Annotated in this window: 21 protein-coding genes and 1 pseudogene; 17 read left to right on the plus strand and 5 right to left on the minus strand. The window is 39.3% G+C overall.

Going from position 1 to position 22,805, the window contains the following annotated elements:
* Window positions 1–11 precede the first annotated feature (11 nt).
* From LC090_RS09765 to LC090_RS22155, 3 genes and pseudogenes are all read left to right on the plus strand, one after another.
* Entirely contained in the window at window positions 12–359 is a 348-nt protein-coding gene (locus tag LC090_RS09765) for a VOC family protein (RefSeq protein ID WP_226657569.1), read from the plus strand.
* 97 nt (window positions 360–456) lie between these two features.
* The gene (locus LC090_RS09770) at window positions 457–1,440 is read left to right on the plus strand and encodes a PQQ-dependent sugar dehydrogenase (RefSeq protein ID WP_226657572.1); all 984 of its coding nucleotides are present in this window, start codon (window positions 457–459) and stop codon (window positions 1,438–1,440) included.
* Window positions 1,441–1,637: 197 nt separating this feature from the next.
* Window positions 1,638–1,907: pseudogene (locus LC090_RS22155) on the plus strand (GH32 C-terminal domain-containing protein); the annotation flags it as partial.
* A 63-nt stretch (window positions 1,908–1,970) separates the two neighbouring features.
* On the opposite strand, the gene LC090_RS09780 reads toward LC090_RS22155, so the two are convergent.
* Window positions 1,971–3,152 carry an NAD(P)/FAD-dependent oxidoreductase gene (locus LC090_RS09780; RefSeq protein ID WP_226657574.1) on the minus strand — a complete coding sequence of 394 codons (1,182 nt, stop codon included), beginning with the start codon at window positions 3,150–3,152 and terminating at the stop codon, window positions 1,971–1,973.
* A 30-nt stretch (window positions 3,153–3,182) separates the two neighbouring features.
* Window positions 3,183–3,614, minus strand: coding sequence for a DUF1641 domain-containing protein (locus LC090_RS09785; protein ID WP_226657578.1), 432 nt, complete (start codon window positions 3,612–3,614; stop codon window positions 3,183–3,185).
* 332 nt (window positions 3,615–3,946) lie between these two features.
* On the opposite strand from LC090_RS09785, the gene LC090_RS09790 reads away from it, so the two are divergent.
* The 6 genes from LC090_RS09790 to LC090_RS09815 all read left to right on the plus strand — a co-directional run bounded on the left by LC090_RS09790 (window position 3,947) and on the right by LC090_RS09815 (window position 9,046).
* Complete coding sequence (locus tag LC090_RS09790; protein ID WP_226657580.1) at window positions 3,947–4,297, plus strand: DUF4440 domain-containing protein; 351 nt, start codon at window positions 3,947–3,949, stop codon at window positions 4,295–4,297.
* A gap of 213 nt (window positions 4,298–4,510) precedes the next feature.
* The gene (locus LC090_RS09795) at window positions 4,511–4,888 is read left to right on the plus strand and encodes a GntR family transcriptional regulator (protein WP_226657582.1); all 378 of its coding nucleotides are present in this window, start codon (window positions 4,511–4,513) and stop codon (window positions 4,886–4,888) included.
* On the plus strand, window positions 4,881–5,783 hold the full coding sequence (locus LC090_RS09800; protein WP_226657584.1) for an ABC transporter ATP-binding protein: 903 nt from the start codon (window positions 4,881–4,883) through the stop codon (window positions 5,781–5,783). Before LC090_RS09795 ends, LC090_RS09800 begins: the two co-directional genes overlap by 8 nt.
* Window positions 5,758–7,773 (plus strand): DUF6449 domain-containing protein, encoded by a 2,016-nt coding sequence (locus LC090_RS09805; protein WP_226657587.1) that lies wholly within the window; start codon window positions 5,758–5,760, stop codon window positions 7,771–7,773. Before LC090_RS09800 ends, LC090_RS09805 begins: the two co-directional genes overlap by 26 nt.
* Window positions 7,770–8,300: an RNA polymerase sigma factor gene (locus LC090_RS09810; protein ID WP_226657589.1), complete on the plus strand. Its 531-nt coding sequence runs from the start codon at window positions 7,770–7,772 to the stop codon at window positions 8,298–8,300. Before LC090_RS09805 ends, LC090_RS09810 begins: the two co-directional genes overlap by 4 nt.
* Window positions 8,301–8,428: 128 nt before the next feature.
* Window positions 8,429–9,046, plus strand: coding sequence for a histidine phosphatase family protein (locus LC090_RS09815; RefSeq protein WP_226657591.1), 618 nt, complete (start codon window positions 8,429–8,431; stop codon window positions 9,044–9,046).
* Between the two features lie 102 nt (window positions 9,047–9,148).
* Here LC090_RS09815 and LC090_RS09820 read toward each other — a convergent pair whose 3' ends face one another.
* The gene (locus tag LC090_RS09820; protein WP_255648076.1) at window positions 9,149–9,766 is read right to left on the minus strand and encodes an acetate uptake transporter; all 618 of its coding nucleotides are present in this window, start codon (window positions 9,764–9,766) and stop codon (window positions 9,149–9,151) included.
* A gap of 378 nt (window positions 9,767–10,144) precedes the next feature.
* On the opposite strand from LC090_RS09820, the gene LC090_RS09825 reads away from it, so the two are divergent.
* Window positions 10,145–11,212 (plus strand): branched-chain amino acid aminotransferase, encoded by a 1,068-nt coding sequence (locus tag LC090_RS09825; RefSeq protein WP_224880599.1) that lies wholly within the window; start codon window positions 10,145–10,147, stop codon window positions 11,210–11,212.
* A gap of 40 nt (window positions 11,213–11,252) precedes the next feature.
* Here LC090_RS09825 and LC090_RS09830 read toward each other — a convergent pair whose 3' ends face one another.
* Window positions 11,253–13,637 carry a penicillin acylase family protein gene (locus LC090_RS09830; RefSeq protein ID WP_226657593.1) on the minus strand — a complete coding sequence of 795 codons (2,385 nt, stop codon included), beginning with the start codon at window positions 13,635–13,637 and terminating at the stop codon, window positions 11,253–11,255.
* 302 nt (window positions 13,638–13,939) lie between these two features.
* Between LC090_RS09830 and LC090_RS09835 the strand changes: the two genes are divergently transcribed.
* The 4 genes from LC090_RS09835 (at window position 13,940) to LC090_RS09850 (ending at window position 17,467) form a co-directional block, all read left to right on the plus strand.
* Entirely contained in the window at window positions 13,940–14,626 is a 687-nt protein-coding gene (locus tag LC090_RS09835) for a MerR family transcriptional regulator (protein WP_226657595.1), read from the plus strand.
* A 40-nt stretch (window positions 14,627–14,666) separates the two neighbouring features.
* Window positions 14,667–15,155: a hypothetical protein gene (locus tag LC090_RS09840; RefSeq protein ID WP_226657598.1), complete on the plus strand. Its 489-nt coding sequence runs from the start codon at window positions 14,667–14,669 to the stop codon at window positions 15,153–15,155.
* A gap of 116 nt (window positions 15,156–15,271) precedes the next feature.
* Window positions 15,272–15,811, plus strand: a complete 540-nt coding sequence (locus LC090_RS09845) for a hypothetical protein (protein WP_226657600.1) — start codon at window positions 15,272–15,274, stop codon at window positions 15,809–15,811.
* 192 nt (window positions 15,812–16,003) lie between these two features.
* Window positions 16,004–17,467: a helix-turn-helix domain-containing protein gene (locus LC090_RS09850; RefSeq protein WP_226657602.1), complete on the plus strand. Its 1,464-nt coding sequence runs from the start codon at window positions 16,004–16,006 to the stop codon at window positions 17,465–17,467.
* Between the two features lie 57 nt (window positions 17,468–17,524).
* Here LC090_RS09850 and LC090_RS09855 read toward each other — a convergent pair whose 3' ends face one another.
* On the minus strand, window positions 17,525–18,415 hold the full coding sequence (locus LC090_RS09855; protein ID WP_226657604.1) for a fructose bisphosphate aldolase: 891 nt from the start codon (window positions 18,413–18,415) through the stop codon (window positions 17,525–17,527).
* A gap of 390 nt (window positions 18,416–18,805) precedes the next feature.
* Between LC090_RS09855 and hutU the strand changes: the two genes are divergently transcribed.
* Genes hutU through LC090_RS09870 form a run of 3 tightly spaced genes read left to right on the plus strand, consistent with a single transcriptional unit; the run spans window position 18,806 to window position 22,750 of the window.
* Window positions 18,806–20,473, plus strand: coding sequence for a urocanate hydratase (hutU, locus tag LC090_RS09860; protein ID WP_226657606.1), 1,668 nt, complete (start codon window positions 18,806–18,808; stop codon window positions 20,471–20,473).
* A gap of 13 nt (window positions 20,474–20,486) precedes the next feature.
* Window positions 20,487–21,761, plus strand: a complete 1,275-nt coding sequence (hutI, locus tag LC090_RS09865; RefSeq protein ID WP_226657609.1) for an imidazolonepropionase — start codon at window positions 20,487–20,489, stop codon at window positions 21,759–21,761.
* The gene (locus LC090_RS09870; protein ID WP_226657611.1) at window positions 21,758–22,750 is read left to right on the plus strand and encodes an agmatinase family protein; all 993 of its coding nucleotides are present in this window, start codon (window positions 21,758–21,760) and stop codon (window positions 22,748–22,750) included. Before hutI ends, LC090_RS09870 begins: the two co-directional genes overlap by 4 nt.
* Window positions 22,751–22,805: the final 55 nt, after the last annotated feature.

Here is a 22,805-nt window from a genome sequence, read left to right on the forward strand (position 1 = left end):
AGGTTAACGAATTGACTCCGATCTTAAATGAAGTTGGTGCAGTTTTTATTCCAGTGAAAAATATCGAGGCTGCAAAAGAATGGTACTGTGAATTACTTGGTTTAGAGGCTGAAGGGGATATTATTGCAGGACACCTTTTTATTGTTCCCATGAATGGGACTGGCCTCGTCTTGGACAGCAAAATTTATACGGAGGAAAATGTTTACCAAACTCCGCCTTTTCATTTTGATACAAAAGACATTCATGCTGCTTTTTCTTATATGAAAGCCAAAGAGATTGAACTGATTACCGATATAGAAAACGGTCACTGGTTTAACTTTAAAGATCCTGACGGAAATGTATTAATGGTTTGCGAATAATCTGGAAATTATGAGAAGGGAGGGAAACTCTCTGAGGATAATTGGAGTGCTCAGTACATTTCTCATGTTGATAGCATGTTCGAGTAATGAATCTAACATGAATTCAAACAAACAGCAGGATAAAAAGGAACAAGGAGAAGAAGCGTATGTTGAAAATTTAAATGTTCCGTGGGAAATCTCGCTGTCAGAAGGAACATTTTACTATACAGAACGTTCTGGAAAGATGGCAAATTTTAAGGATCGTTTAGAACGGCAGGTACTTCAACTTTCAAAACCAATACACAGTGATGGAGAGGGGGGGCTTTTAGGACTAGCCTTGGCAGAAGATTTTCTTGAATCACAAACTGCATTCCTTTACCATACTTATCGTAATGATGGCAAAACGCTGAATAGGGTAGTTAAGGTCCAGTTAAAAGGAGGCGTATGGAGGGAAACAGGTGAACTTCTTGCTAACATTCCAGGCTCACAATTTCATAATGGTGGTAGAGTAAAATTAGGCCCAGACGGAATGCTTTATGTTACAACGGGTGATGCAGGGGAACCAGAGCTTGCACAAGATAAAGAGAGTTTGGCTGGCAAAATTCTTCGGATTAATGTCGATGGGAGCGTTCCAGAAGATAACCCTTTCAGTGGCTCCTATGTATATTCATATGGGCACCGGAATCCGCAAGGACTAGCATGGACTGACGAAGGGCAGCTATTTAGTTCAGAACATGGTCAGTCTGCCCACGATGAAATTAATGTCATTAAACCAGGTCTCAATTATGGGTGGCCAGTCATAGAAGGAGATGAGGTTGCAGATGGTATGGAACAGCCTCTCTATCACTCCGGTAATGACACTTGGGCGCCGTCTGGAATGGTTTTTCATCATGACCAACTTTATGTAGCTTGCCTTGGTGGTGAAGAAATTAGATCATTTCAACTCAAAGGGCAGGGTACGATTGTAGTGAAAGAAGAAATAGGTCGAGTGCGTTCATTAATTGTGGATGATGAATACTTATTTGCGATAACTAATAACAAAGATGGACGCGGTGATCCAGTTGAAGAGGATGATCGGATGATAAAGGTCAAATTAGAATAACAAATATTTGTTATTCAAGGTGAAGCAGAAACCTGGTATCTTTTTCTATGTTACAATAATTTTTAGATGAACAAATTAATCACCAATTAACCTTGCATGCATTTGAAATGGTCATTGAAGTGGACCGGGAATTTGAAATGATATCTAAAAATGAATTAAATGAAACCGTGGCTTTCTCCTAAAATGAAGAAGAGTATTGTCTTGATCGGTCAAATCTGACCCATGTTTATGCTGAGGAGTTTGGTACGAAAAGATATGCTTTAAGAAAACAAAAAGAGAAACATCAAATTCGTCTTTTTGTAGATCACTCCAGCATTGAAATCTTTTGTGATCATAGTGAAACGGTCTTTACGAGTCGGATGTTTATAGAAGAAATGAACCTCGTTTGTTGCCACGGTGTTTCAGGTGATTTATATCCTGTAAATCAAATTGTAAAAGGGAAAAAGCCGGATTTCATTCTTGTATGAAAAAAGTGCTGGGAATTTTCCCAGCACTTCTTTTTTATATATTTATAGAAAGTGAATGTTGAATTAGTATGCTAAAGCAAACAATCCTTTAATGTGTGAAAGGTAACGAACGTTACTTGCTTCTTTCATCACAGATGCAGGAAGTCCTTTAAGAGAGGTGGAGTTACCGCCGATTTGAGCAACTGCATCTTTACGACCAAGACTTGCTAATGTACCTGAGTTAACGGGTTCAAATTCTTTGTAGTCTTTGTCATAAAGGTAAGCATATAAGTTATAACCGATCAGGTCACCCATCTGCCATGCGATTTGAGCGGTAGGTGGTTGTGGACGCTCGTCTCCTGGCTTAAAGTAAACAGCACTGTCTCCAGCTACGAACACATTCTCGTGTGAAGTGGATTGTAGGTAATTGTTCACCGTTGCACGGCCGCGATTAACTTCAATACCGCATTCGCCAACGAGCGGGTTACCTTGAACGCCGCCTGTCCAAACGAATGTGTTTGTTACGATCTTTTGACCGTCTTTTAGTTCAACAACGTTGCCTTCAACATTTGTAACAGGAAGGTTCGTTAAGAATTCAACGCCGCGCTTTTCAAGACTCGTCATTGCACGATTAATCAATTCGTCCGGAAGCATTGGAAGAATTTTAGGCATCGCTTCAACAAGCATTAATTTGATTTTAGCAGGATCTACGCCGTATTTACGAGCAAGCTTTGGTGTTTCATCCGCTAGTTCGCCTACGAGCTCAGTTCCTGTAAGACCGCCACCGCCAATAAGGATGGTAGCGTCTGCTTCGTCACCTGATGCTGCAAAGCTCTTAATACGTTCTTCCACATGAGTGTGGATACGGTTTGCATCTTCAGCAGACTTCAAAACCATGCTGTTTTCTTCAAGTCCTGGAATGCCGAAGTAAGCTGTTTTACTACCAAGTGCAACGACTAATGCATCGTAAGAAAGTGTAGAGCCATCTGAAAGCTTCACTTCTTTGTTATCAACAGAAAATGAATCAACCGTTGCAACTTTAAGGTTAATGTCATTTCCTTTTAATAACTTGTCGAGTGGAAGTGCCGCAGCCTCTGTCGAGATGTTACCAGCAGCTAGACGGTGCAATTCAGTAATGATTTGGTGTGTTGGTGTTTTGTTGATTAATGTAACGGTTGCTTCTGATTCGTTTAAGTATTGACGTACGGATAAAGCAGAAAGAAGCCCACCATAACCTGCGCCCAAAATGACTATTTGTTTTGACATGATTGTTCCTCCATTTCTAGCAGATCAATATTATTTTTGGTTACTTTTTTCGCCTGAAACTTTAAGATAGGCATTTACAAATCTGAAAAGTTTTTGAGCTTGTGGATCTTTGAGCATTTTCAAAAGTCCAAAAAGACCAATCACTTCAGAGCTTTTTTCTGCTTCATCCTTTGCTTCAATCGCATTTGCAGCAACGTCTTTTACAGAATTTTTAACAGGGTGAACAATTTCAGACATGAATTCGACAGTATCATTTTTTAATACATCATCTGTTGCGAGCGCTTGTACGGTATCATATGATTTAGACATCATATTGACAAGTTCTGTTACTTTAGGTAGTTCCTTTACAAGTACGCTTAGTGACTCCTGAACTTTAGGATCTAAAAGCTGATCAAGCAGTTCGCGCTCGTCTTGAGTTGGAACACGTTTTTCGCCTGTTTCGGTTGTGATTGATTCTGACATAGTCACTTCTCCTTCTTTTAAGCAATTACGCTTGTTTGTTCTATCGTAAGGCAAAACCATGTTAAGGTATTCAAAAGCCTGATTATATGTATAAGGCACTAATCAAGCGACAGAAGAAAAATGGGACGTAACTCATTGTATTTTCTTTTAAAGTGTCCATCATCCAGTTATCTTTTATACCTACTCTAATAGGTTAAATTATCCTTGAGTGAATTTCAATGCATAGCCTTCCACTTAACCGCTTACATCAATAATTTCGTTAAAATAATTGATATTACTGGGTTTTTGAAGTGGAGAAATGGAGGAATAAGTAAGAAATGGGAGTTGAAATTATGGAGATACAAGAAATAAAAAAGCAGTTATACCACTTAGAGAAGGAGTTGCTTACACCTCAAATGAGAGAAAACTCTTCTAAGTTAAATGAGGTACTCGCAGCTGATTTTTTTGAGTTCGGAAGTTCGGGGACGATTTGGAGTAAAAAAGATTTAGTAGAAGGTGGGCTTTCAGTACTAGAAATGACGTTATCAGACTTTGCCATTCATCCATTAGCAGAAGACGTGATTCTTGCTACATATCGCGTTCATGATAAAACAAGAAATCAAAAAACGCTTCGAAGTTCGATATGGAGAAAAAATGGTGATCAATGGCAACTGTTCTTTCACCAGGGCACATTAGCTAAGTAATCATCATACCAATTTGTGAGGAAGAAAATAAAAATACGGTCAGGCAGAAAAAACAGGAAGCTAAAAGGCTTTCTGTTTTTTTTGTTTATTAATAGAAAAAATTTCAAAATAAGTCTTCTCAAGAAGTGAAATGTTTGATAAAGTTCAACTGTACTACATATACTAATACAGTTAATACACTTATTGGATTTCACATGATACGGAGGTGAATAAATGTTTGAATTGGACTTTAGAAGTCGTAAGCCAATATATGAACAATTAGTAGATCGGCTGAAGCAATTAATTATTAGAGATTTATTAAAAGATGATGAGAAACTTCCCTCTGTAAGGGAACTAGCTAATCAACTGGCAATTAATCCAAATACGATTCAGAAAGCTTATAGAGAACTTGAGTCACAAGGCTATATCTATTCAGTGAAGGGGAAGGGGAGCTTTGTTCATCCCTCAAAAAAACTTGAGAATGAGGAGGAATTGGAGAAAGTGAGAAATCAATTGAAGAAATTACTTTCAGAAGCGTTCTATCTTGGAATGACTGTAGAAGAGATTCAGATGCTAATCTCTGAAATGGAAGGGGGACAAAAAAATGATTGAAGTGAGCGGCATAAACAAAGCTTTTAGAAAAAACGACATTATTCGAGATGTTAGCTTTTCAGTCAAACGAGGGTCAATTTATGGTTTACTCGGTTCAAATGGGGCAGGAAAAACAACCATTATGCGAATGATTGCTGGTATTTTGAGACAGGACACAGGGAGTATTTTTGTCCTAGAACAAGAAGTAGATGAAAATGTTTCAATTAAACAACGGATGGTTTTTATTCCAGATGTACTCTATTTTCTACCCCAATATACAATGAGGCAACTGGCTAATTATTACGCAAGTTTTTACGATAATTGGGATGAAGAACGTTATAAAAACCTAATAGGTTTGTTTCATATTGATGAAAAAAAGAAAGTGAGTCATTTTTCTAAAGGACTTCAAAGACAAGTGGTTTTCATCTTATCGTTATCTGTGAAACCGAATGTGCTTATTTTGGATGAACCATTTGATGGCCTAGATGCTGTGGTGAGAAAGAAAGTAAGAAGCTTGATCATTCAGGATGTGGCAGAAAGAGATATGTCGGTCTTATTATCTTCACATAACTTAAGAGAAGTTGAGGAAATTTGTGACCATGTTGGCATACTTCATCAAGGTGAAGTTTTGCTTGAACGTGATTTAGATGAATTAAAAGAAGATGTACATAAAGTTCAAGTCGCATTTAAAGATTCAGGAGAAAGGCTTTTAGCAGCAAGTGATCTTAAAATTCTGTATAAGGAAAAAAGAGGGAGTGTCCTTCTCTTGATTGTAAAAGGAGATGAGCGGAAAGTGATGAATGAAATTGAGAAATTTGGTCCTGTGTTAATGGATCGATTACCGCTCACATTAGAAGAAATATTCATTTATGAAATGGAGGGGGTAGGCTATGCCATCGAAAACATCCTTGTTTAGAAAAGAAATGTTCAAAAGAGATTTTCGTAATGTTGGTTGGATTAGTATCTTGTTTTTTTGTGGTCTTGTCTTTACCTTGCCGCTCCAATTGCTTATGGCCATTAACGATGATTATAGGATAGATGCAAGCGGTGCTGGTCTCTTTGATTCAACATTTATGTTTGAATTGCAATTTATGTTGTTATTTCTAATGCCGGTGTTAATGGCTGTATTTCTCTTTCGATACATTCATGTTAAAGGGGCTTCAGATTTTATTCATAGCTTCCCCATTAGTAGAGATCATCTTTTTCGCCATCACGTCTTGTCAGGTTTAATGTTGCTTATCGTCCCTATTCTAGTGACTAGTCTTATTCTTTTCATGTTCTACTTGTTTGCTGACGTATCAACGTTTTATACAATCAACCAGCTTGGTTATTGGACATTGATGATGATGATAGTAAGCATCCTAACGTTTATGGTTTGTGTTTTTGCCGGTACATTAACAGGGATATCGGCGGTTCAAGCTGTGTTAACATTTATCCTTATGCTGCTTCCTGCAGGGATTTATGCTCTAGTCGCTGTTCATATTAGCTTCTTTATTGCCGGTTTATCTGACTTAGCATTATTAGATCATACGATCGGGAACTATTCCCCTATTGTAAAAGTCTTGCAATTTTACCCAAATCAAGCTCAAGGTGGTTTTTTACCGGTTGATTCTATTACGCTAGTTATCTATTTTGTCGCTTCAATCCTTTTCTATTTTTCTGGTAAAGCCATCTATCAGAAACGTCCATTAGAAGTAACTTCACAGACGATCGCGATTAACTTGTTAAAGCCAGTATTCCAATTTGGCATGACCTTCTGTTTTGCTTTAGTAGTAGGCACATATTTTGGAGAAACCCAGCTATTGCTATCATGGTTAATTTTTGGCTATGTCGTAGGTGGGATCATCGGTTATTTCTTATCTGCAATGGTGTTAGATAAGAGCTTTCATGTGTTTCGAGGTCAGTACTTCAAAGGTTTGCTCGTCTTTGGCGGCACAGCAGGATTAGTTATAGGCATTTTACCATTATTCTGGTTGAATTATGAAGGTTACGTTCCGGAACCGAGTGAAGTGAACAGTGTTTATATCGGTGATAATATTTTTCAATTTGAAGAACTTATTGAGAATACTACACCTGATTTAATTGAATCTGAAGAAGCAATTAATGCGGTTATCCATTTACAAAAAGAGATGATTAACCAGAATGATCTGTTTAACTCCAGGGGAAAGATGTATTTTATCTCATTTGAATTAAAAAATGGTGATCACGTTCAACGTACGTATCAAATCGATCCTAAGGAAGTTCAGGCATCTCTAAAGCGCCTAATGGAAACGAAAGACTACAAAGAATTGACTTATCCTGTCTTAAATAGTGATCCATCAAAAGTTCAAAAAATCACTCTTCAGCCGGGAGGTGCCGTGAATACAGAAGTAACGATACTTGAGCCAAAGCAAATACAAGAATTTTATCAACATGTACGAGAGGATATTTACAACTTATCTTATGATGAAATAATTCATCCAGTGGGAACTCGATCTCACGTATCTGAAGTAAGAGATCATTCAGATTGGACAGTGGAATATTATTTTCCGCAAGATAATATGATTTATAATTCTTATAAAAACACTGTAAATTGGCTGAAAGAGGAAGGATACTATGAAGATGCATTTATTGACGAAGGTGAAATCGATCAAGTCAATATTTACCCTTGGAATGAAGCAAAGAAGCAATATCCAAGAGAAGCTTATGATCAAATCGTACAGGGCGGTTCCGTTGAATCGTTAGAGGTTACCGATAAGAAGAAGATTGAAACGATGTTGTTAATTAGTGAAGAAGATGAAGAAGGGGACTACTTAGTTGGCATTTATTATGAGGATTTAAAAGGCGGATATTATGATGTGTTAGCCTTTGATTCTTCAGACGCTCCAGACTTTGTAGTGGACTACTTTAAGGATCAGCAACAATGATCGAATCGATAACATTATGTTTTAATGAAATTTTTAAGATGCACTATCAACGTGTTTATTACACTGCATTTCGTATCGTAAAAGATCATGGTCTTGCCGAAGATGTGCTCCAAGAAGCCTTTTTAAAGGCATATGATCGACTAGAAGAAGTGGAAAGTGAAAGAAAGCTAGGTTCATGGCTTTCAACCATTGCTACACGAAAATCGATTGATCAATTAAGAAGACAGAAAAAAGTGACTTTGTTTCATACGGAAGGTGTTCTTATGAATCAAATCGATTCAGACTGTAATGTAGAAGAAGACTGCGAGATTCTATTTCTAGAAGAATCTGTGAAAAGAAAGATCCTTATGCTATCACCAAGACTAAGAGTTGTAATGAAGCTCCACTATTATGATCACTTGAAAGAGAATGAAATCGCCCAAGAACTACTTCTATCGCCGGGGGCGGTAAAGTCTCGTCTTCATCGTGGTCGAACGGCCCTTAGAATGAAACTAAGTGATGAATTAGGGCGGAATTACTCGGCATAATGGAAAAGTGTCCTTGCTTATGTAAGGGCGCTTTTCCTTAATAAAAACGGAATATTTCTGTATGTGGGACTAATTCATTTAAGTCTATGAGAACATAATAATATTATTGTAAACTAAAGGTGGGTATTATGAGGATTTATCTAACACGCCATGGCGAAACAAAATGGAATAAAGAAAATCGTTTACAGGGTTGGAAAGATTCTGATTTAACGACAATTGGAGAGAAGAATGCTACAGCACTTGGGCTTCGCTTAAAAGAGATTGACATTAATAAAATATATACGAGCCCAAGTGTTAGAGCCGTTCATACTGCTAATCTGATTCGTGGTTCAAGAGATATTCGTATTCAGAAAGTTGAGGAGCTCAGAGAAATTTATTTTGGCCTGTGGGAAGGCAGAACGAAAGAGAGTATCGTGGCTGAATATAAAAGTGAATATCATCATTTTTGGAACTCACCACATTTGTATAACCCTTCCAATCATGAAGGTGAGAGTTTACAAGACTTACAAACTCGCGTTTTAAGTGCTTTACATATGATAATCGACCAAGATGAGAGCCGTTCGGTTCTAATTGTGACCCACGCTGTTGTAATAAGAGTTCTTCTATCTTATGTATTAGCATTGTCTTTTGAAGAACTATGGAAACCACCTTTTATTCATGGGGCAAGTCTAACAATACTTGAGTATGATGAAGGGGAATTTGAAGTTAAAGGATTAGGTGACACAAATCATTTAATTGAGGTTTAATCATTAAAATAGTCCTATGATGGATCGCGTGCTCAAAATCACTAATAGATTCTAAAAAACAGATGAATATTAAATTCATCTGTTTTTTAGGTAGGATGAAGGCTATTTAAAAATACCGAATGGCTTTCCGATTGGAAGTGTTACTTTACCAAAATGGCTATTTAAAACACTTGCTGCCGAGCCATAAAAGCTCAAAATTGCAATGCTGAACTCAGCAATGGCAGCTAAGAAGTGCATTCCTTCGGGGAAAATTCCTAAAGTGGAGAATGTAAGTCCGATAAATAAGAAATCAATAAAGACAAAAATAAAGAAAAGAACTTTATGTGTTTCCATCGCACCTACTGTCATAAAGACACTGAAGATCAAATAACCGATATAGGCAATGCCTAATTGTTTTGGATCAACAGCGGCCGCTGCTGCATCGCCAAAAACACCGAATTGAATTAACCAGGATGTTCCGACACCTAGCCAAAATAGACCAAAAGCTGCGAAGGCAGTTGTCCCAAACGTGTTATTGTGTTTGGCATCGAGGAAACTAGCAATAAGCTGAGCAATTCCTCCTAGAAAAATCGCCCATGGTAGGACAAATGATACGCCGTCTGTCCAACCTAGTTTAGCTGATGATGCCACTAGCGTAACCATAGCAAGACCAAACAGTCCAATAGCTGATGGATCTGCTGTGACCATTTGCACCCGTTGCGTGTTTTGTGTTTGATTCATGATGAGACCTCCTAATAAACATACTTGACTAATTTACGTGAAAAAGACATCAGTTGCAATAGTAAATTCATTCATCACAAATGAAAAGACAAGGTCATGAAAACAAAAATGGTGCTATCGTTTGTATGGTATCGTTTACAAAAAAGGTAATGAAAATTATCTTTTTTTAAGTGAAGCAGTTGAAATAACTAAAATGGGATGAAAGATAAATAGGAAAGGGAGAAAAACGTCTTTTACTGAATTTTTTCATCTTTCTGTACTATAAAGCTTTAATTCAATAGAGTTTGGCAGTACAATAGATAAATAGTAAACTGCTGCCTTCAAGTGGAAGGAGCACAAGTTATGAATATTATTTTAAATGAGTAAGGAGTCCTGGCCATGAGTACAGATTTAGAAATTGTTAAAAGTACGAATTTAAAAGCGAAGCCTGAAAAGGATCAGATCCCTTTTGGAAGAACGTTTACCGATCATATGTTTGTAATGGATTATGAAACCGATAAAGGGTGGTTTGAGCCACGCATCATTCCTTATGAGCCTATTACTCTTGATCCTGCTGCGATGATTTTTCACTACGGTCAAACGGTTTTTGAAGGTTTAAAAGCCTACCGTTCTGACGATCGTATCCTTTTATTTAGACCGGAGAAAAATCTGCAGCGCTTGAATCTTTCAAGTGACCGATTGAGCATTCCTCCAATTGATGAAGAGCGTGTGATGGGTTACTTAAAAGAACTGATTCACATCGAGCAAGATTGGGTACCATCGACGCCGGGAACATCGCTTTATGTCCGCCCGTATATTATTGCAACAGAGCCGAATTTATCTGTTGCTCCTTCAAATACGTACAAACTAATGATCATTCTTTCACCAGTTGGCTCTTATTTTTCTGGTGGCTTAACACCAGTGAAAATTAGCGTAGAAGATAAATTCACTAGAGCTGTTAAAGGCGGAACAGGAATGGCAAAAACTGCCGGAAACTATTCATCCGCTTATCAAGCGCAGGCAAAAGCCTATAAAGACGGAAATGCAGATGTTCTTTGGCTTGACGGAGTTGAAAAGCGTTATATTGAAGAAGTGGGGAGCATGAATATCTTCTTTAAGATTAATGGAGAAGTTGTTACGCCAGAATTAAACGGTAGCATTCTCCACGGCATTACAAGAATGTCCGTTATTGAATTGTTAAAGAAATGGGATATTAGAGTCACTGAAAGAAAGGTATCTATTGAAGAACTGTATGAGCTGTCGCAAAAGGGAGAGCTTGAAGAAGCGTTTGGTACTGGAACGGCTGCCGTCATCTCACCAGTAGGAGAACTCAACTGGCAAGGTAAGAAAATGGTTATTAATCATCATGAAATTGGAGAGCTTTCTCAGAAATTGTATGACACCATTACAGGGATCCAAACAGGGAAGTTAGAAGATACACAAAATTGGACAGTATCCGTAAAATAGCAAGTAAAAGGCTCTCTCATTCGTTTGAGAGAGCCTTTTGTTACGGTTTCAGAATAAGATGCTTCGCGTTTTCTTCATAGCCGCTCATTTTCGTTTCGTGGTAACGCCCATTTACCCAATCATCAATTTGATTGTCGTACCATTCACTAAATACGTAACCAGATTGACCAGGCGATAGGACGTTATAGCTTGTTCCCATATTGGCTAAATCCGTGACACCTCGCCAGGGGGCTCCGTGGTTAACGGTGCCGGTTGATGATTTCCAACCTGCAGCGCCAACTGTTACGCGGCTACCGCCAATGGCGTTCACTTCTGGATTGAAGAGAAGGTTTAAGGGCTTTATCGCACCAAGAGGATGTTCAAAGGGCACGGAATGGAACGTCCCCCACGCCCATTTTTTAGGTGTATGTCCTTGTAAAGAAACTGCGCGGTCAACGGCAGATTGATAGGATTTTGTTACGACGGATTGAAATCCCCCGGCCTTCTCCATCCAAGGTCCTTCTTCACCATTCACAGCTCGTCTAATGAGTTGGTCAATGACTTGACTTTTTCCATCAAAAAGCGGCATCATTTCTTTGTCAATCTTTCCATCAAATAGCACCCTCTCCATTTCCACTAACCATAAATGAAAGAGAAGGGGAGCAGCTTCATCTTTGCCATCGATGTAGTTCCATTTTTGAAGAAGCGAGAGAGCGTCTTTTTCAACTGAGGTCAAATTTTCTCTATTAAGTTCCTTTGTTAATAGAGGAGTGAGCTCTTTTCCTTGTAAATTCACGAAATCATTTTGAAGGTTCATCATATCCTGAGCCTCAAGATTATTTCCTTCAATCAATACTTCTCGAATGCGATCCTGACGATAAGGTTGAGCCCACGTATGGGTGATGTGATAGGGGTAGTCATCTGTTGTAATTTTATTATTTGCGGTAGAAATGAACCCTTCATCCGGATTTACGATTGTCGGAAGTTCTTCCCAGGGAATATAACCTTCCCATTCATAGTCATCGTTCCAACCGGGGACTGGCAGCATGCTATCGCCATTTTTACGAATTGGAATGAGTCCATTTGCTCGATAAGCAATTGTTCCGTCAGTGGAAGCAAACACAAAATTTTGAGCTGGCGTATGAAAAGAAGTGAGCGCTTCCTTAAATTCTTCCCAATTAGACGCTTGATCGATCTTAAGAACAGCTTCCAATTCGGTTGAAGGATCTAATGCAGTCCACCTGAGGGATAAAGCTGTATCTGGTTGATCGTCATGGGCAAATTCAGAAAGAATTGGACCGTGGCGTGTAATCACAACCTCGTAGGGAATCGGTTCACTGTCTTTAACGGGTATGCTTTCGTCAAGAACTTCTGCTTCCTCCCATGAATCGTTATATTTAAATTCAGTGTGATTAGCAGGGTTTCTTTTTTCAATATAGAGATCCTGAACATCTGGTCCTACATTTGTAACTCCCCAGGCAATCGAGTCGTTTCGTCCTACAATAATTCCAGGAACGCCTGCAAAAATAACGCCGCTGACATGGTAATCAGGAGAATTTAAATGTGTTTCGTACCAGATAGGAGGGGTGCCAAGGCCAAGATGCGGATCATTAGCTAGAAGCGGCTTTCCTGAAGCGGTTTTTTTGCCTGAAACAACCCAATTGTTGCTTCCATTAAATGGGTCAGGGATAACTGCTTTTGCGAAGCTTTTCGACATATCTAATTGACTTTCTTTTATTTCTTGAATAACAGTGGAGCCGTCATCAGGATAACTAGGAAATAAATCCATTGCTTCTTTTTCAGAAAAGTTCTGAAGTAAGTAGTAGCGAAAGGCCTGACCTTCCCAATGTCCGCCCAAATCAAACGCCATGTACTTTCCAATTGTAAGAGAATCAATTGGTGTCCATTCATTTGGTTCATAACCCGCAAGTGTAAATTCAATCGGCAGTGCATTCGCCTCTTTTGCTTTGGTCATATAGGCGTTAACCCCATCAGCATACCACTCGAGTATTTGCTTTGCCTCATCAGAGTAGCCATGATAGGAATCTTCTGCAGCCCTTCTTAAGCCGAGCGTACGAAAAAACTTGTCATTTTCGATCGTTGACTCACCAATCACTTCACTAAGTGTTCCAGAAGCTTGGCGCCGACTTAGATCCATTTGAAACATGCGGTCCTGAGCTGTGACAAATCCTTGAGCCATAAATAAATCCTTTGTTGATGAGGCATCAATATGAGGAACGCCTGAACGATCTCGATAAATAGAAACAGAATCTTGTAAGCCTGACAAGGTAATTTCCCCATTTGTTTCAGGAGCTGTTCTTTGGACAAACCAAAAACTGATGGCTAAAGCGAGGATCACTAGTAATAAGACACTTCCAATAAAGTAATACGGCCACTTTCTCTTTTGTAATTTCGGCTGTTTTACAGGTGTGACAACCGTACTCATGACTTCCCCCATTTCGTTTTAACTATATATTACCATAATTCCTTGATTTGATAGCGCATTCTTAGATGCTAAATGGATTAATGAACGAGTCTCAGGAGTGAACTCTCGATTAAAGGAACATGTCATGATTCGAGAAATATGAATATACCGTTTCAAAACATTACAACAAACGAGCGCTTTTGTAGATTAGCGCGTTTTCCTGAGAATCTCTGACTGTTTTTAAGAACCTTTGTCACCCAGCAGGAAAATCGATAGACCCCCATTGAATACCTTTAATAAATCAACGGGGAGGAATGATGAAGATGAATAATACAATGATGATTTCCAGGGTGGCTTCCATGTTGAATGTGTCTCGTCATACATTGAAATTATGGGAAGAGCAGTTTGCGCCATTTCTAACCATTCCACGTGATGAAAACAATGCCCGTACGTATACAATTGGTGATATTGAAGTTCTTCAATTGATTAAAAACATGAAAGAAAGTCATGCTGCAGACGAAGTCATTATCAATACGTTAGAACTACAAGGAAAGGAAACAGAAAAAATCACTCCTAGCGAGCCTATTGAGCAGGTAGACATTCAGACTTCCTTATCCAAAATTGTTTCCTTTGTTGAATCCGAAGAAGTAAAAAAGCTTCTCAGTATGGATGAAACCGTAAAGCGTTTAGAAAAAGATATTGTTCACCAAGTTCATGAAATTGTTCATGAAGAAATTGCCACTGCTTCAGATGCGCATGCTTCAATCAACCAAATGGAGCTGAATGCTATTGGTAAAAAAATCGATCATCTTGCTGATGTTTCAGTCGACGAACGTGAATTCTATCAATTTGAAGTAACGAAGGAAAGACAAATTGCGGATGAACAGATGTCAGCTCGAGAAGAAAGGCTAATGGCCGTTGTGCAGGATCGTTTTCGGGATGAAAGCAGGTCACATGATCCGAAATGGGGTGTTACCAAAATTAAAAATATTTTCGGTTTTGCTAAATAAACAATTAGAATAGAGAGAAATTCGAATGGGGGAAGATGAAATGGATCAAGCGAAAGTGATGTTTTCCATAGTCAGTCTCCTCGTTGCTGCAACATTCGCGGCTCTCTATATTTATATTTTCTCACTCCACACAGAGGTAAATGGAACAAAGGTAGGGGGGAATGATTATCTAGTATCTGCGGCTTCGTTCCCAGCAGAATATAAGCATGAAGAAGATTTCGTTGCCGATTTTCACGCCTATTACAATCGCACAACGGGCTACGGGATGATTGATCGTCCATTGGACCTAGAAGCACAGGAGCGTCAAGCAACTGCTGCCGTAGCCTATATTGATGTGTTTTTAGAAAACGGGGTAGCGCATGAAGATCTCAAAAAAGATTTATTGTCTATAAAGGAACTATCTAGCCAACCCCTTACGACAACTGAGGTTCGAGCACTTCATCGGTACTTTCATGATCTCGATAAAGCCCTTAACAATTATGATCATGAGGATACGTTTGGGGTCACCGAAACTTACGGAGATCAATAAGGTGAGGACAACTTTTGGTTTCGCATAAACAAAAGCGATATCTATCAATAATGAGATATCGCTTTTGTGACGTTAAGCCTACATTTTTTTCTATTTGAGATGGGGGAGGCGATCGTGTGTTTAAGACAAAGACAAAATTTGTTTTTCTTGCTCTAGCAACGGTTGGTAGTCTTGCTATTACTATATATATTCTATTTTCGATTAATGAACGTGCTCTTTCCGCAAATAGCGAATGGATTGCCCCAGTTTTAGTAGAACGGGCAGATTATACAAAAGAGGAAATTGACGAAATTGCGTCAGCGGTATCGGTAAATCCTGGAGATGAAAATGTGAACGCTTTCGTTGCTTCGACACACGCCTTTTACAATCAAACAACTGGTTTTGGCGAGATCTCAAGTCTTAATCATAACGATCAAACCGAAAAGGCGATTGAAATTGTATCCGCAGTTAATGGTTATCTGAAAGAGGAAGAAGGGGATCTCAACCAGGACTTACACGATATTAAATTCATTGCCTTACATTATATTGAGCATGGCAGTACAGGAGATGTTCAGAAGCTTCATCGTTATTTCCATGACCTCGATATAGGATTAAATCGTTATGGTGCATACGATAAGGTGTGGGGCGTTACAGCTGTTCTTGGTAATGGAGAATAACGACGTCTAGATGACGAGATAAGGGTCATTGCTATGTAGCAAGTCCTTTTTTTTTGCACGAAAAGGAGATGAAGAAAAAATATTGAGGTTTCTTATGCATTTTGACAAAATAAAAGGGAATAGAGAAGAGATGATAAAGAATCTCTTGTGTGGGAACGAACATGAAATAGAGGAAGCAGGGGCAAATGACTTATGTACAAACTAGTTATTGGAGATCGTGATTCCAAGGAGTTACTCGGTTTGAAATGGTTAATCTCAAAGTATTCATTTCCTATTTCTTTAGTAAAAACGGTTAATCAGTTGACAGAGGTTATGATGGTTTTAGAAAAAGAATTACCTGAAATCCTTTTCATTGAATTGGACATGATCCCTCGTGAGAAATGGAATCTCATGAAAACGTTTATTGATCGTTACACAATGGAAGTGATTGCAGTAACAGCAGAACCAACCTTTGAAAGAGCAACAGAAGCAATTGAAATTGGTGCAGTGGACTTAATTGTGAAACCGCTCTCACCTTTAAAAATAAAATCCTCTCTACAGAAAGCCTTTCGGAACGTTACGGAATTCAAAAGGAGGGAGAAAGGGGAAGAGTTACAACAAACACTTTGGTATAAATCCTTGTTTACGGATGATCAATTGGCTTATCGGGCTCCAGTATACTTAATGAAGACCGAGAAAAGAGGCTTTCTTGGTGAATTACGCCAATTTATTGATCAGTTTAACTTTTCATTTACGCCCCTTGTTTTCTCAACAACAGATCGGATTGTCCTTGTTTTTGAACAACCGATACTTGAACCAACTCATCAGGCGCAGCGGTTTTTGCGCGAATGGGAGCAAATGAATGAAGAGTCCATTGTCATTGCTGTGCATCAAGGAAAGAGCGACGATTCTTTGCATCAAATTTATATGAAATTACGAAAGGTATTGGAAGTGTCTTTTTTTACTGGATATCAACAAGTTCTCCATTCCGATCAAAACGATGAGTGGCATGATATCGATCCTTTTTTAACGTTAACGGAGCAGCGTCATTGGATTTATATGCTTGAGGAAAGTCGAATGGAAGAATTGAAAGATTGGCTGTATGAACACTTTTATGGATTGGAATTCCCTTATCCAGAACCAGGTCTGTTGCGAACGCGTTTAACAAGTATCCTTGCTCAAATAAGAAGGTTTATGCTCCGTAAAGGATTGACTGATAATCGAAGTGAGGTCTTATATAAACAGGTGTTTGAATCGATTTTATACAGTCCCATTCTTTATCGCATTGTTCAGGATCTGATTTTATTCCTTACACATCTCCTACATGAATCAGTCGACTTTCGTCCTGTTTCAAGAAGAAACGTCATTGAAGAAACCTTAATCTACATTGATGAGCATTATAGTGACCCAGCACTTAACTTAAAAGAAGTAGCCGATTATGTGCTTCGCAATCCAGCATACTTAAGTCACACTTTAACCCAAAAGTACGGTCAATCGTTTCGAGAAATATTAAATTCAACGCGGATCTCTAAAGCGAAAGAGCTTCTTACATCTACAGAAGAATCGATTCAGTCTATTGCGAGTCATGTAGGTTTCAAAAGTCCGAATTACTTTAGTCGGGTTTTTAAAGAAACTACTGGGAAAACCCCAGGAGAATATCGAAAAGAGGGGGAATAAAAAAGAAGAATGGGTGGGATACACGGTAGTATCCTCACCCATTCCATTTAGCACTTTTTATTTTTTGTTTACTGAAGCTTCGTATATAGAGTCTACTGCGTTCTGTAAAGCATTGTTAAATTCCTGTTCAGACTGATTGGCGTTTAAATCAGCAGCAAGTGCTCTAGAGAAGCTTGCAATAAGACCATCGTTTTCTTTTAACTTTTCATTCGCTTCATCACGTGAATACCCACCAGATAACGCAACAACACGTAGCACGCGAGGGTGCTCAATTAATTGTTTATACGCATTCGCTTTAGTAGGAATTGATAGTTTAAGCATGACATTTTGATCTTCTGACAATTCATTAAGCTGTTTAAGGATTTCTTCGCGTAAAATTTCTTCTGATTTCTCTTTGTCTTCACTGTGAATGTTTACTTCTGGTTCAATAATTGGCATTAGGTCAGCGGCTAGAATTCGTTTTCCGATATCAAACTGCTGTTCAACAACTGCTTTGATACTGCTTTCGTTTGGTTCATGAATCACAGAGCGCATTTTCGTACCGAAGATTTTGCGTTCACTTGCGCGACCAAGCGTTACATCTAAATCATGAATTGGTTTCATTAGCTGAACGCCATTTTCTTGATCGGCTAGTCCTTTGTCAACTTTTAGGAAAGGAACGATTCCCTTATCTGCGAGATAGTCAGCAGTATACTTGCCTTCAATTTCGCGATCCATCGTTTGTTCAAATAGGATCGCTCCAAGAATTTTCTCCCCATTAAAAGCAGGTGAAGTAATGATTCTTGTCCGCATTTGATGGACGCGATCAAACATTTCTTCTTCATCAGAGTAGGAATCTTCAGGAACACCGTATTCTGCAAGGGCCTTTGGTGTACTTCCGCCACTCTGATCAAGCGCTGCAATAAATCCTGTTCCGTTCTTGATTTTGTCGAATTGACTGTTGTTCATGTTTTTCCACTCCTTTTAATTCTAATCATCATAATGCAACCATCTATACTCTTCCCATTATTTCTCCTTAATTAACACCAAATTTTTTTTTGGATTTATGAATCGACTGGTGTAGAAGAAAATGATCTTATTTTAAGCAGGACATGAGCTTATATAGAATAGTATTTTTTCCTTACAGAGATCTTTCACTTATAGATATTAGTCGTGCTACATTACCCTCATTTATAGAAAAAATAGTTTAATTAACTTTTCTAAAGAAATTACTATAAATTGTTTGGGAATCTTCTAGTTTATAAAGTATTTACTACTATTCGAAACCTGGTGCTCTATATCGTTTCTGCGTCAGATGCTACGCTTTTATTAATGAATGATTCTGAAAGGGTGACGAAGATGACGGATACAAAAGCAAACAAAGTAGAGCAGTATCGAGGTACAGCTCTTCACACGAAAGGATGGATTCAGGAAGCTGCTTTACGAATGCTCAGTAATAATTTGCATCCTGATGTCGCGGAGAATCCAGAGGAACTCGTAGTCTATGGAGGAATAGGGAAAGCGGCGCGGAATTGGGAGTGTTATGAAGCGATTGTTCGTTCATTAAAGGAGCTTGAGAATGATGAAACACTGTTGATCCAATCTGGAAAGCCAGTAGCTGTTTTCAGGACTCACAAGGATGCGCCCAAAGTACTGATTGCTAATTCAAATTTGGTGCCTGCCTGGGCAAATTGGGACCACTTTCATGAGCTCGATCGAAAAGGGTTGATGATGTATGGACAAATGACAGCTGGGAGCTGGATTTACATTGGCAGTCAAGGAATTGTCCAGGGGACGTATGAGACGTTTGCTGAATGTGGAAAACAGCATTTTAATGGTAGTTTAAGGAATACAATTACGTTAACAGCAGGCCTTGGTGGGATGGGGGGGGCACAACCACTCGCCGTCACACTTAACGGTGGAGTTTGTATTGCGATTGAAATGGATGAGAAACGGATGCAGCGTCGGATCGATACAAACTATCTTGATACGTCAACCGCTAGTCTTGAGCAGGCGATTGAAATGGCGAAAAAAGCCCGGAATAAAGGAGAAGCTCTTTCCATTGGTTTACTTGGTAATGCAGCAGAGATTTTACCTAAGATGATCGATCATAAATTTATTCCTGACGTTTTAACTGATCAAACTTCTGCTCATGACCCTTTAAACGGTTATTATCCTATTAACCTGGATATAACAGCAGCGGAGAAACTTCGTAAAGAGAGTCCTAATCAGTATAGTAAACTAGCAAAACAAAGTATCGCCATACACGTTCAGGCCATGCTTGAGATGCAAAAGCAAGGAGCTGTCACATTCGATTACGGGAATAATATTCGCCAGGTTGCCAAAGATGAAGGCGTTCAACGTGCATTCGATTTCCCTGGATTTGTACCGGCTTATATCCGACCGCAGTTTTGCGAAGGGAAGGGCCCTTTTCGGTGGGTGGCTTTATCTGGAGACCCAAAAGATATTTATAAAACAGATGAAGTGATTTTAAACGAGTTTAGTGACAACGAGCACCTTTGTCATTGGATTCGTATGGCGCGAGAGAAAATTAGTTTTCAAGGACTTCCTTCTCGGATTTGTTGGCTTGGGTACGGAGAACGAGCGAAATTTGGGAAAATCATTAATAACATGGTGGCAAACGGTGAATTAAGTGCTCCGATTGTGATCGGGCGTGATCATCTTGACTCTGGCTCCGTCGCTTCACCAAATCGAGAGACAGAAGCAATGAAAGATGGAAGCGATGCTGTGGCTGATTGGCCGATTTTAAATGCGATGATTAATAGTGTTGGTGGAGCAAGCTGGGTTAGCGTCCACCATGGTGGTGGTGTGGGCATGGGCTATTCACTCCATGCAGGTATGGTTATTGTGGCAGATGGGACGAAAGAGGCGGAAGAGCGAATTGGCCGTGTTTTAACAACAGACCCTGGAATGGGGGTTGTTCGTCATGTTGACGCTGGCTATGATTTAGCGAAGAAAACGGCAGAAGAGAAAGGAATTCACGTTCCAATGCTACGAAAGAAATAGGAGGTAGAGAGATATGACTGCACGATTATTAATAAAAAATGCTGCTCAGCTGATCACAGTGTCGGGTTACTCGGACCGCCCAGCTATAAAAGAGGAAATGTCGCAAATAGGATTAATTGAAAATGGTGCTATGTATATAGAAGATGGGATCATTGTTGAAGTTGGAACATCGACACGAATAGTAGAAAAATACAAAGAGTTAACAGCGCAAACTGAACAAATCGATGCTACAGGTAAAGTAGTCACGCCTGGGCTGATCGACCCTCATACTCACCTGGTTCATGCTGGAACAAGAGAAAATGAATACGCGATGCGGTTACAAGGGAAATCATATATGGAAATTATGGAAGCAGGAGGAGGCATTCATGCCACTACCCGTGCGACACAAAAAGCAAGTTATGAAGAATTGTTCGAGCAGTCTAGAAAACGTTTAGACCAATTCTTATTGCACGGAGTGACAACAGTTGAAGCGAAAAGCGGTTACGGACTCACGTTAGAACATGAAATAAAACAATTAGAAGTTGCGAAACAATTACATGAATCTCATCCTGTTGATGTAATTTCCACATTTATGGGTGCTCACGCAATTCCTTTATCAGAAAAGAGTAACCCCGAAACGTTTGTGTCGAAAGTGATTTCAGAAATGATTCCAGAAGTAGCCAATCGGAAGCTGGCAACGTTTAATGACGTTTTTTGTGAGCATGGCGTTTTTACTCCGGATCAATCAAAGCGCATACTTGAAGCTGGAAAAGAGTACGGACTTATTCCGAAGATTCACGCTGATGAGATTGAACCTTATTCAGGAGCGGAGTTGGCTGCGGAGGTTGGAGCGATTTCGGCTGACCACCTTCTTAGAGCATCAGATCAGGGGATAAAAGACATGGCCGATGCAGGCGTGATGGGGGTATTACTTCCAGGTACGGCGTTTTTCTTAATGGCTGATTTTGCTCAAAGTAGAAAGATGATTGAAGCTGGAGTGGGTGTTGCTTTATCTACGGATGCAAACCCTGGTTCATCTCCTACACTTTCACTTCCCTTTATCATGAATCTTGGCTGCTTGAAAATGGGGATGACGCCTGAAGAGGTATTAACTGCTACAACCATTAATGCTGCACATGCGATTGGTTGTGCGGATGCTACTGGGAGTCTTGAAGCTGGTAAAAAAGCTGATATCACCATATTTGATGTGCCTAATTATCTTACTCTTTCCTATCAATATGGAATGAATCATGTCGACACAGTGATAAAAGGAGGCGTGCCGCTCGTCGTTGGAGGTCACCTTTTATGAATGAATATCCATACCCAATGTTAAATCGTCCTACTATGATTTGGTCAAAGCAAACGGATGAACAATTTGATCTTACGGTGAATGATTGGATTGAAACGATCGGAGAATCAACGCCAAATTGGGAAGACTACGACATTACAATTCTCGGTGTTCCTTTATCAAAGTCATCGATTAGTACATCCGCTGCAAGTGAGAATCCTGATGCTATGCGTAGAGCATGGCGGTCATTTCGTACGTATAATCTTGAAGAAGACATTGATCTAGCTTGTTTAAAAGCGATCGATCTTGGTGATGTCAAACAGCATGTAACAGATATAGGCTATACTCATGATCAAATTCAACAGGTCATGGTTGCCATGAGAGAACATCACCCACATACAATCCCTTTAACGCTTGGTGGTGATCATTCAATTACGGCCATGTTAATTAAAGGCTGGAAGCAGGCTCATCAAAATGAGACAATTGGTATCTTGCAATTGGATACCCATTTTGATTTACGAAACTTAGCGGATTTGGGTCCCGCAAATGGCACGCCAATAAGGCAGGTAATAGAAAGCCATACGGTTGAAGGAAAGCATGTGCATAATATCGGACTTCACGGTTTTTTTAACAGTTTAGAGTTAAAAAACTATGCTGATGAACATGTTGTTCATTACACGACGATGAAAACTGTAAGAAAAAATGGGATCCACCATGTCGTTCAGGATGCCTTAGCCAAGCTTGAAAATGCCGTTGATACGATTTACTTAACGGTCGATATGGATGTTCTTGATATTACTTTTAATCCTGCAGCACCAGCAGCAACTCCAGGTGGTATGAGAACGGAAGAGTTGTTTGACGCTGTTCAGTTAGCGGGTGAGCATCCGAAAGTAAAGGCGATGGACATCGTTTGCCTCGATCCACGAAAAGATGTAGGCGAGATAGGAGTGAAAACGGCCGTTTATACGATGCTTTCATTTTTAATAGGCGTTTGTAAACGAAGAGAATGATCTTGACCATCGTCTGTGATAGCGCTTACAATGAGGGGAGATACTAGTAACTAGT

This window comes from Guptibacillus hwajinpoensis, from assembly GCF_020524165.1.
Taxonomy (GTDB): Bacteria; Bacillota; Bacilli; order Bacillales; family Guptibacillaceae; genus Guptibacillus; species Guptibacillus hwajinpoensis_D.

What these genes read in the sequence shown, in the direction of transcription:
- LC090_RS09770 (WP_226657572.1), top strand. Translation starts at nt 457, where the DNA reads ATGAATTCAAACAAACAGCAGGATAAAAAGGAACAAGGAGAAGAAGCG.
- LC090_RS09780 (WP_226657574.1), bottom strand. Translation starts at nt 3,152, where the DNA reads ATGTCAAAACAAATAGTCATTTTGGGCGCAGGTTATGGTGGGCTTCTT.
- LC090_RS09785 (WP_226657578.1), bottom strand. Translation starts at nt 3,614, where the DNA reads ATGTCAGAATCAATCACAACCGAAACAGGCGAAAAACGTGTTCCAACT.
- LC090_RS09790 (WP_226657580.1), top strand. Translation starts at nt 3,947, where the DNA reads ATGGAGATACAAGAAATAAAAAAGCAGTTATACCACTTAGAGAAGGAG.
- LC090_RS09795 (WP_226657582.1), top strand. Translation starts at nt 4,511, where the DNA reads ATGTTTGAATTGGACTTTAGAAGTCGTAAGCCAATATATGAACAATTA.
- LC090_RS09800 (WP_226657584.1), top strand. Translation starts at nt 4,881, where the DNA reads ATGATTGAAGTGAGCGGCATAAACAAAGCTTTTAGAAAAAACGACATT.
- LC090_RS09805 (WP_226657587.1), top strand. Translation starts at nt 5,758, where the DNA reads ATGCCATCGAAAACATCCTTGTTTAGAAAAGAAATGTTCAAAAGAGAT.
- LC090_RS09810 (WP_226657589.1), top strand. Translation starts at nt 7,770, where the DNA reads ATGATCGAATCGATAACATTATGTTTTAATGAAATTTTTAAGATGCAC.
- LC090_RS09815 (WP_226657591.1), top strand. Translation starts at nt 8,429, where the DNA reads ATGAGGATTTATCTAACACGCCATGGCGAAACAAAATGGAATAAAGAA.
- LC090_RS09820 (WP_255648076.1), bottom strand. Translation starts at nt 9,766, where the DNA reads ATGAATCAAACACAAAACACGCAACGGGTGCAAATGGTCACAGCAGAT.
- LC090_RS09825 (WP_224880599.1), top strand. Translation starts at nt 10,145, where the DNA reads ATGAGTACAGATTTAGAAATTGTTAAAAGTACGAATTTAAAAGCGAAG.
- LC090_RS09830 (WP_226657593.1), bottom strand. Translation starts at nt 13,637, where the DNA reads ATGAGTACGGTTGTCACACCTGTAAAACAGCCGAAATTACAAAAGAGA.
- LC090_RS09835 (WP_226657595.1), top strand. Translation starts at nt 13,940, where the DNA reads ATGAATAATACAATGATGATTTCCAGGGTGGCTTCCATGTTGAATGTG.
- LC090_RS09840 (WP_226657598.1), top strand. Translation starts at nt 14,667, where the DNA reads ATGGATCAAGCGAAAGTGATGTTTTCCATAGTCAGTCTCCTCGTTGCT.
- LC090_RS09850 (WP_226657602.1), top strand. Translation starts at nt 16,004, where the DNA reads ATGTACAAACTAGTTATTGGAGATCGTGATTCCAAGGAGTTACTCGGT.
- LC090_RS09855 (WP_226657604.1), bottom strand. Translation starts at nt 18,415, where the DNA reads ATGAACAACAGTCAATTCGACAAAATCAAGAACGGAACAGGATTTATT.
- hutU (WP_226657606.1), top strand. Translation starts at nt 18,806, where the DNA reads ATGACGGATACAAAAGCAAACAAAGTAGAGCAGTATCGAGGTACAGCT.
- hutI (WP_226657609.1), top strand. Translation starts at nt 20,487, where the DNA reads ATGACTGCACGATTATTAATAAAAAATGCTGCTCAGCTGATCACAGTG.
- LC090_RS09870 (WP_226657611.1), top strand. Translation starts at nt 21,758, where the DNA reads ATGAATGAATATCCATACCCAATGTTAAATCGTCCTACTATGATTTGG.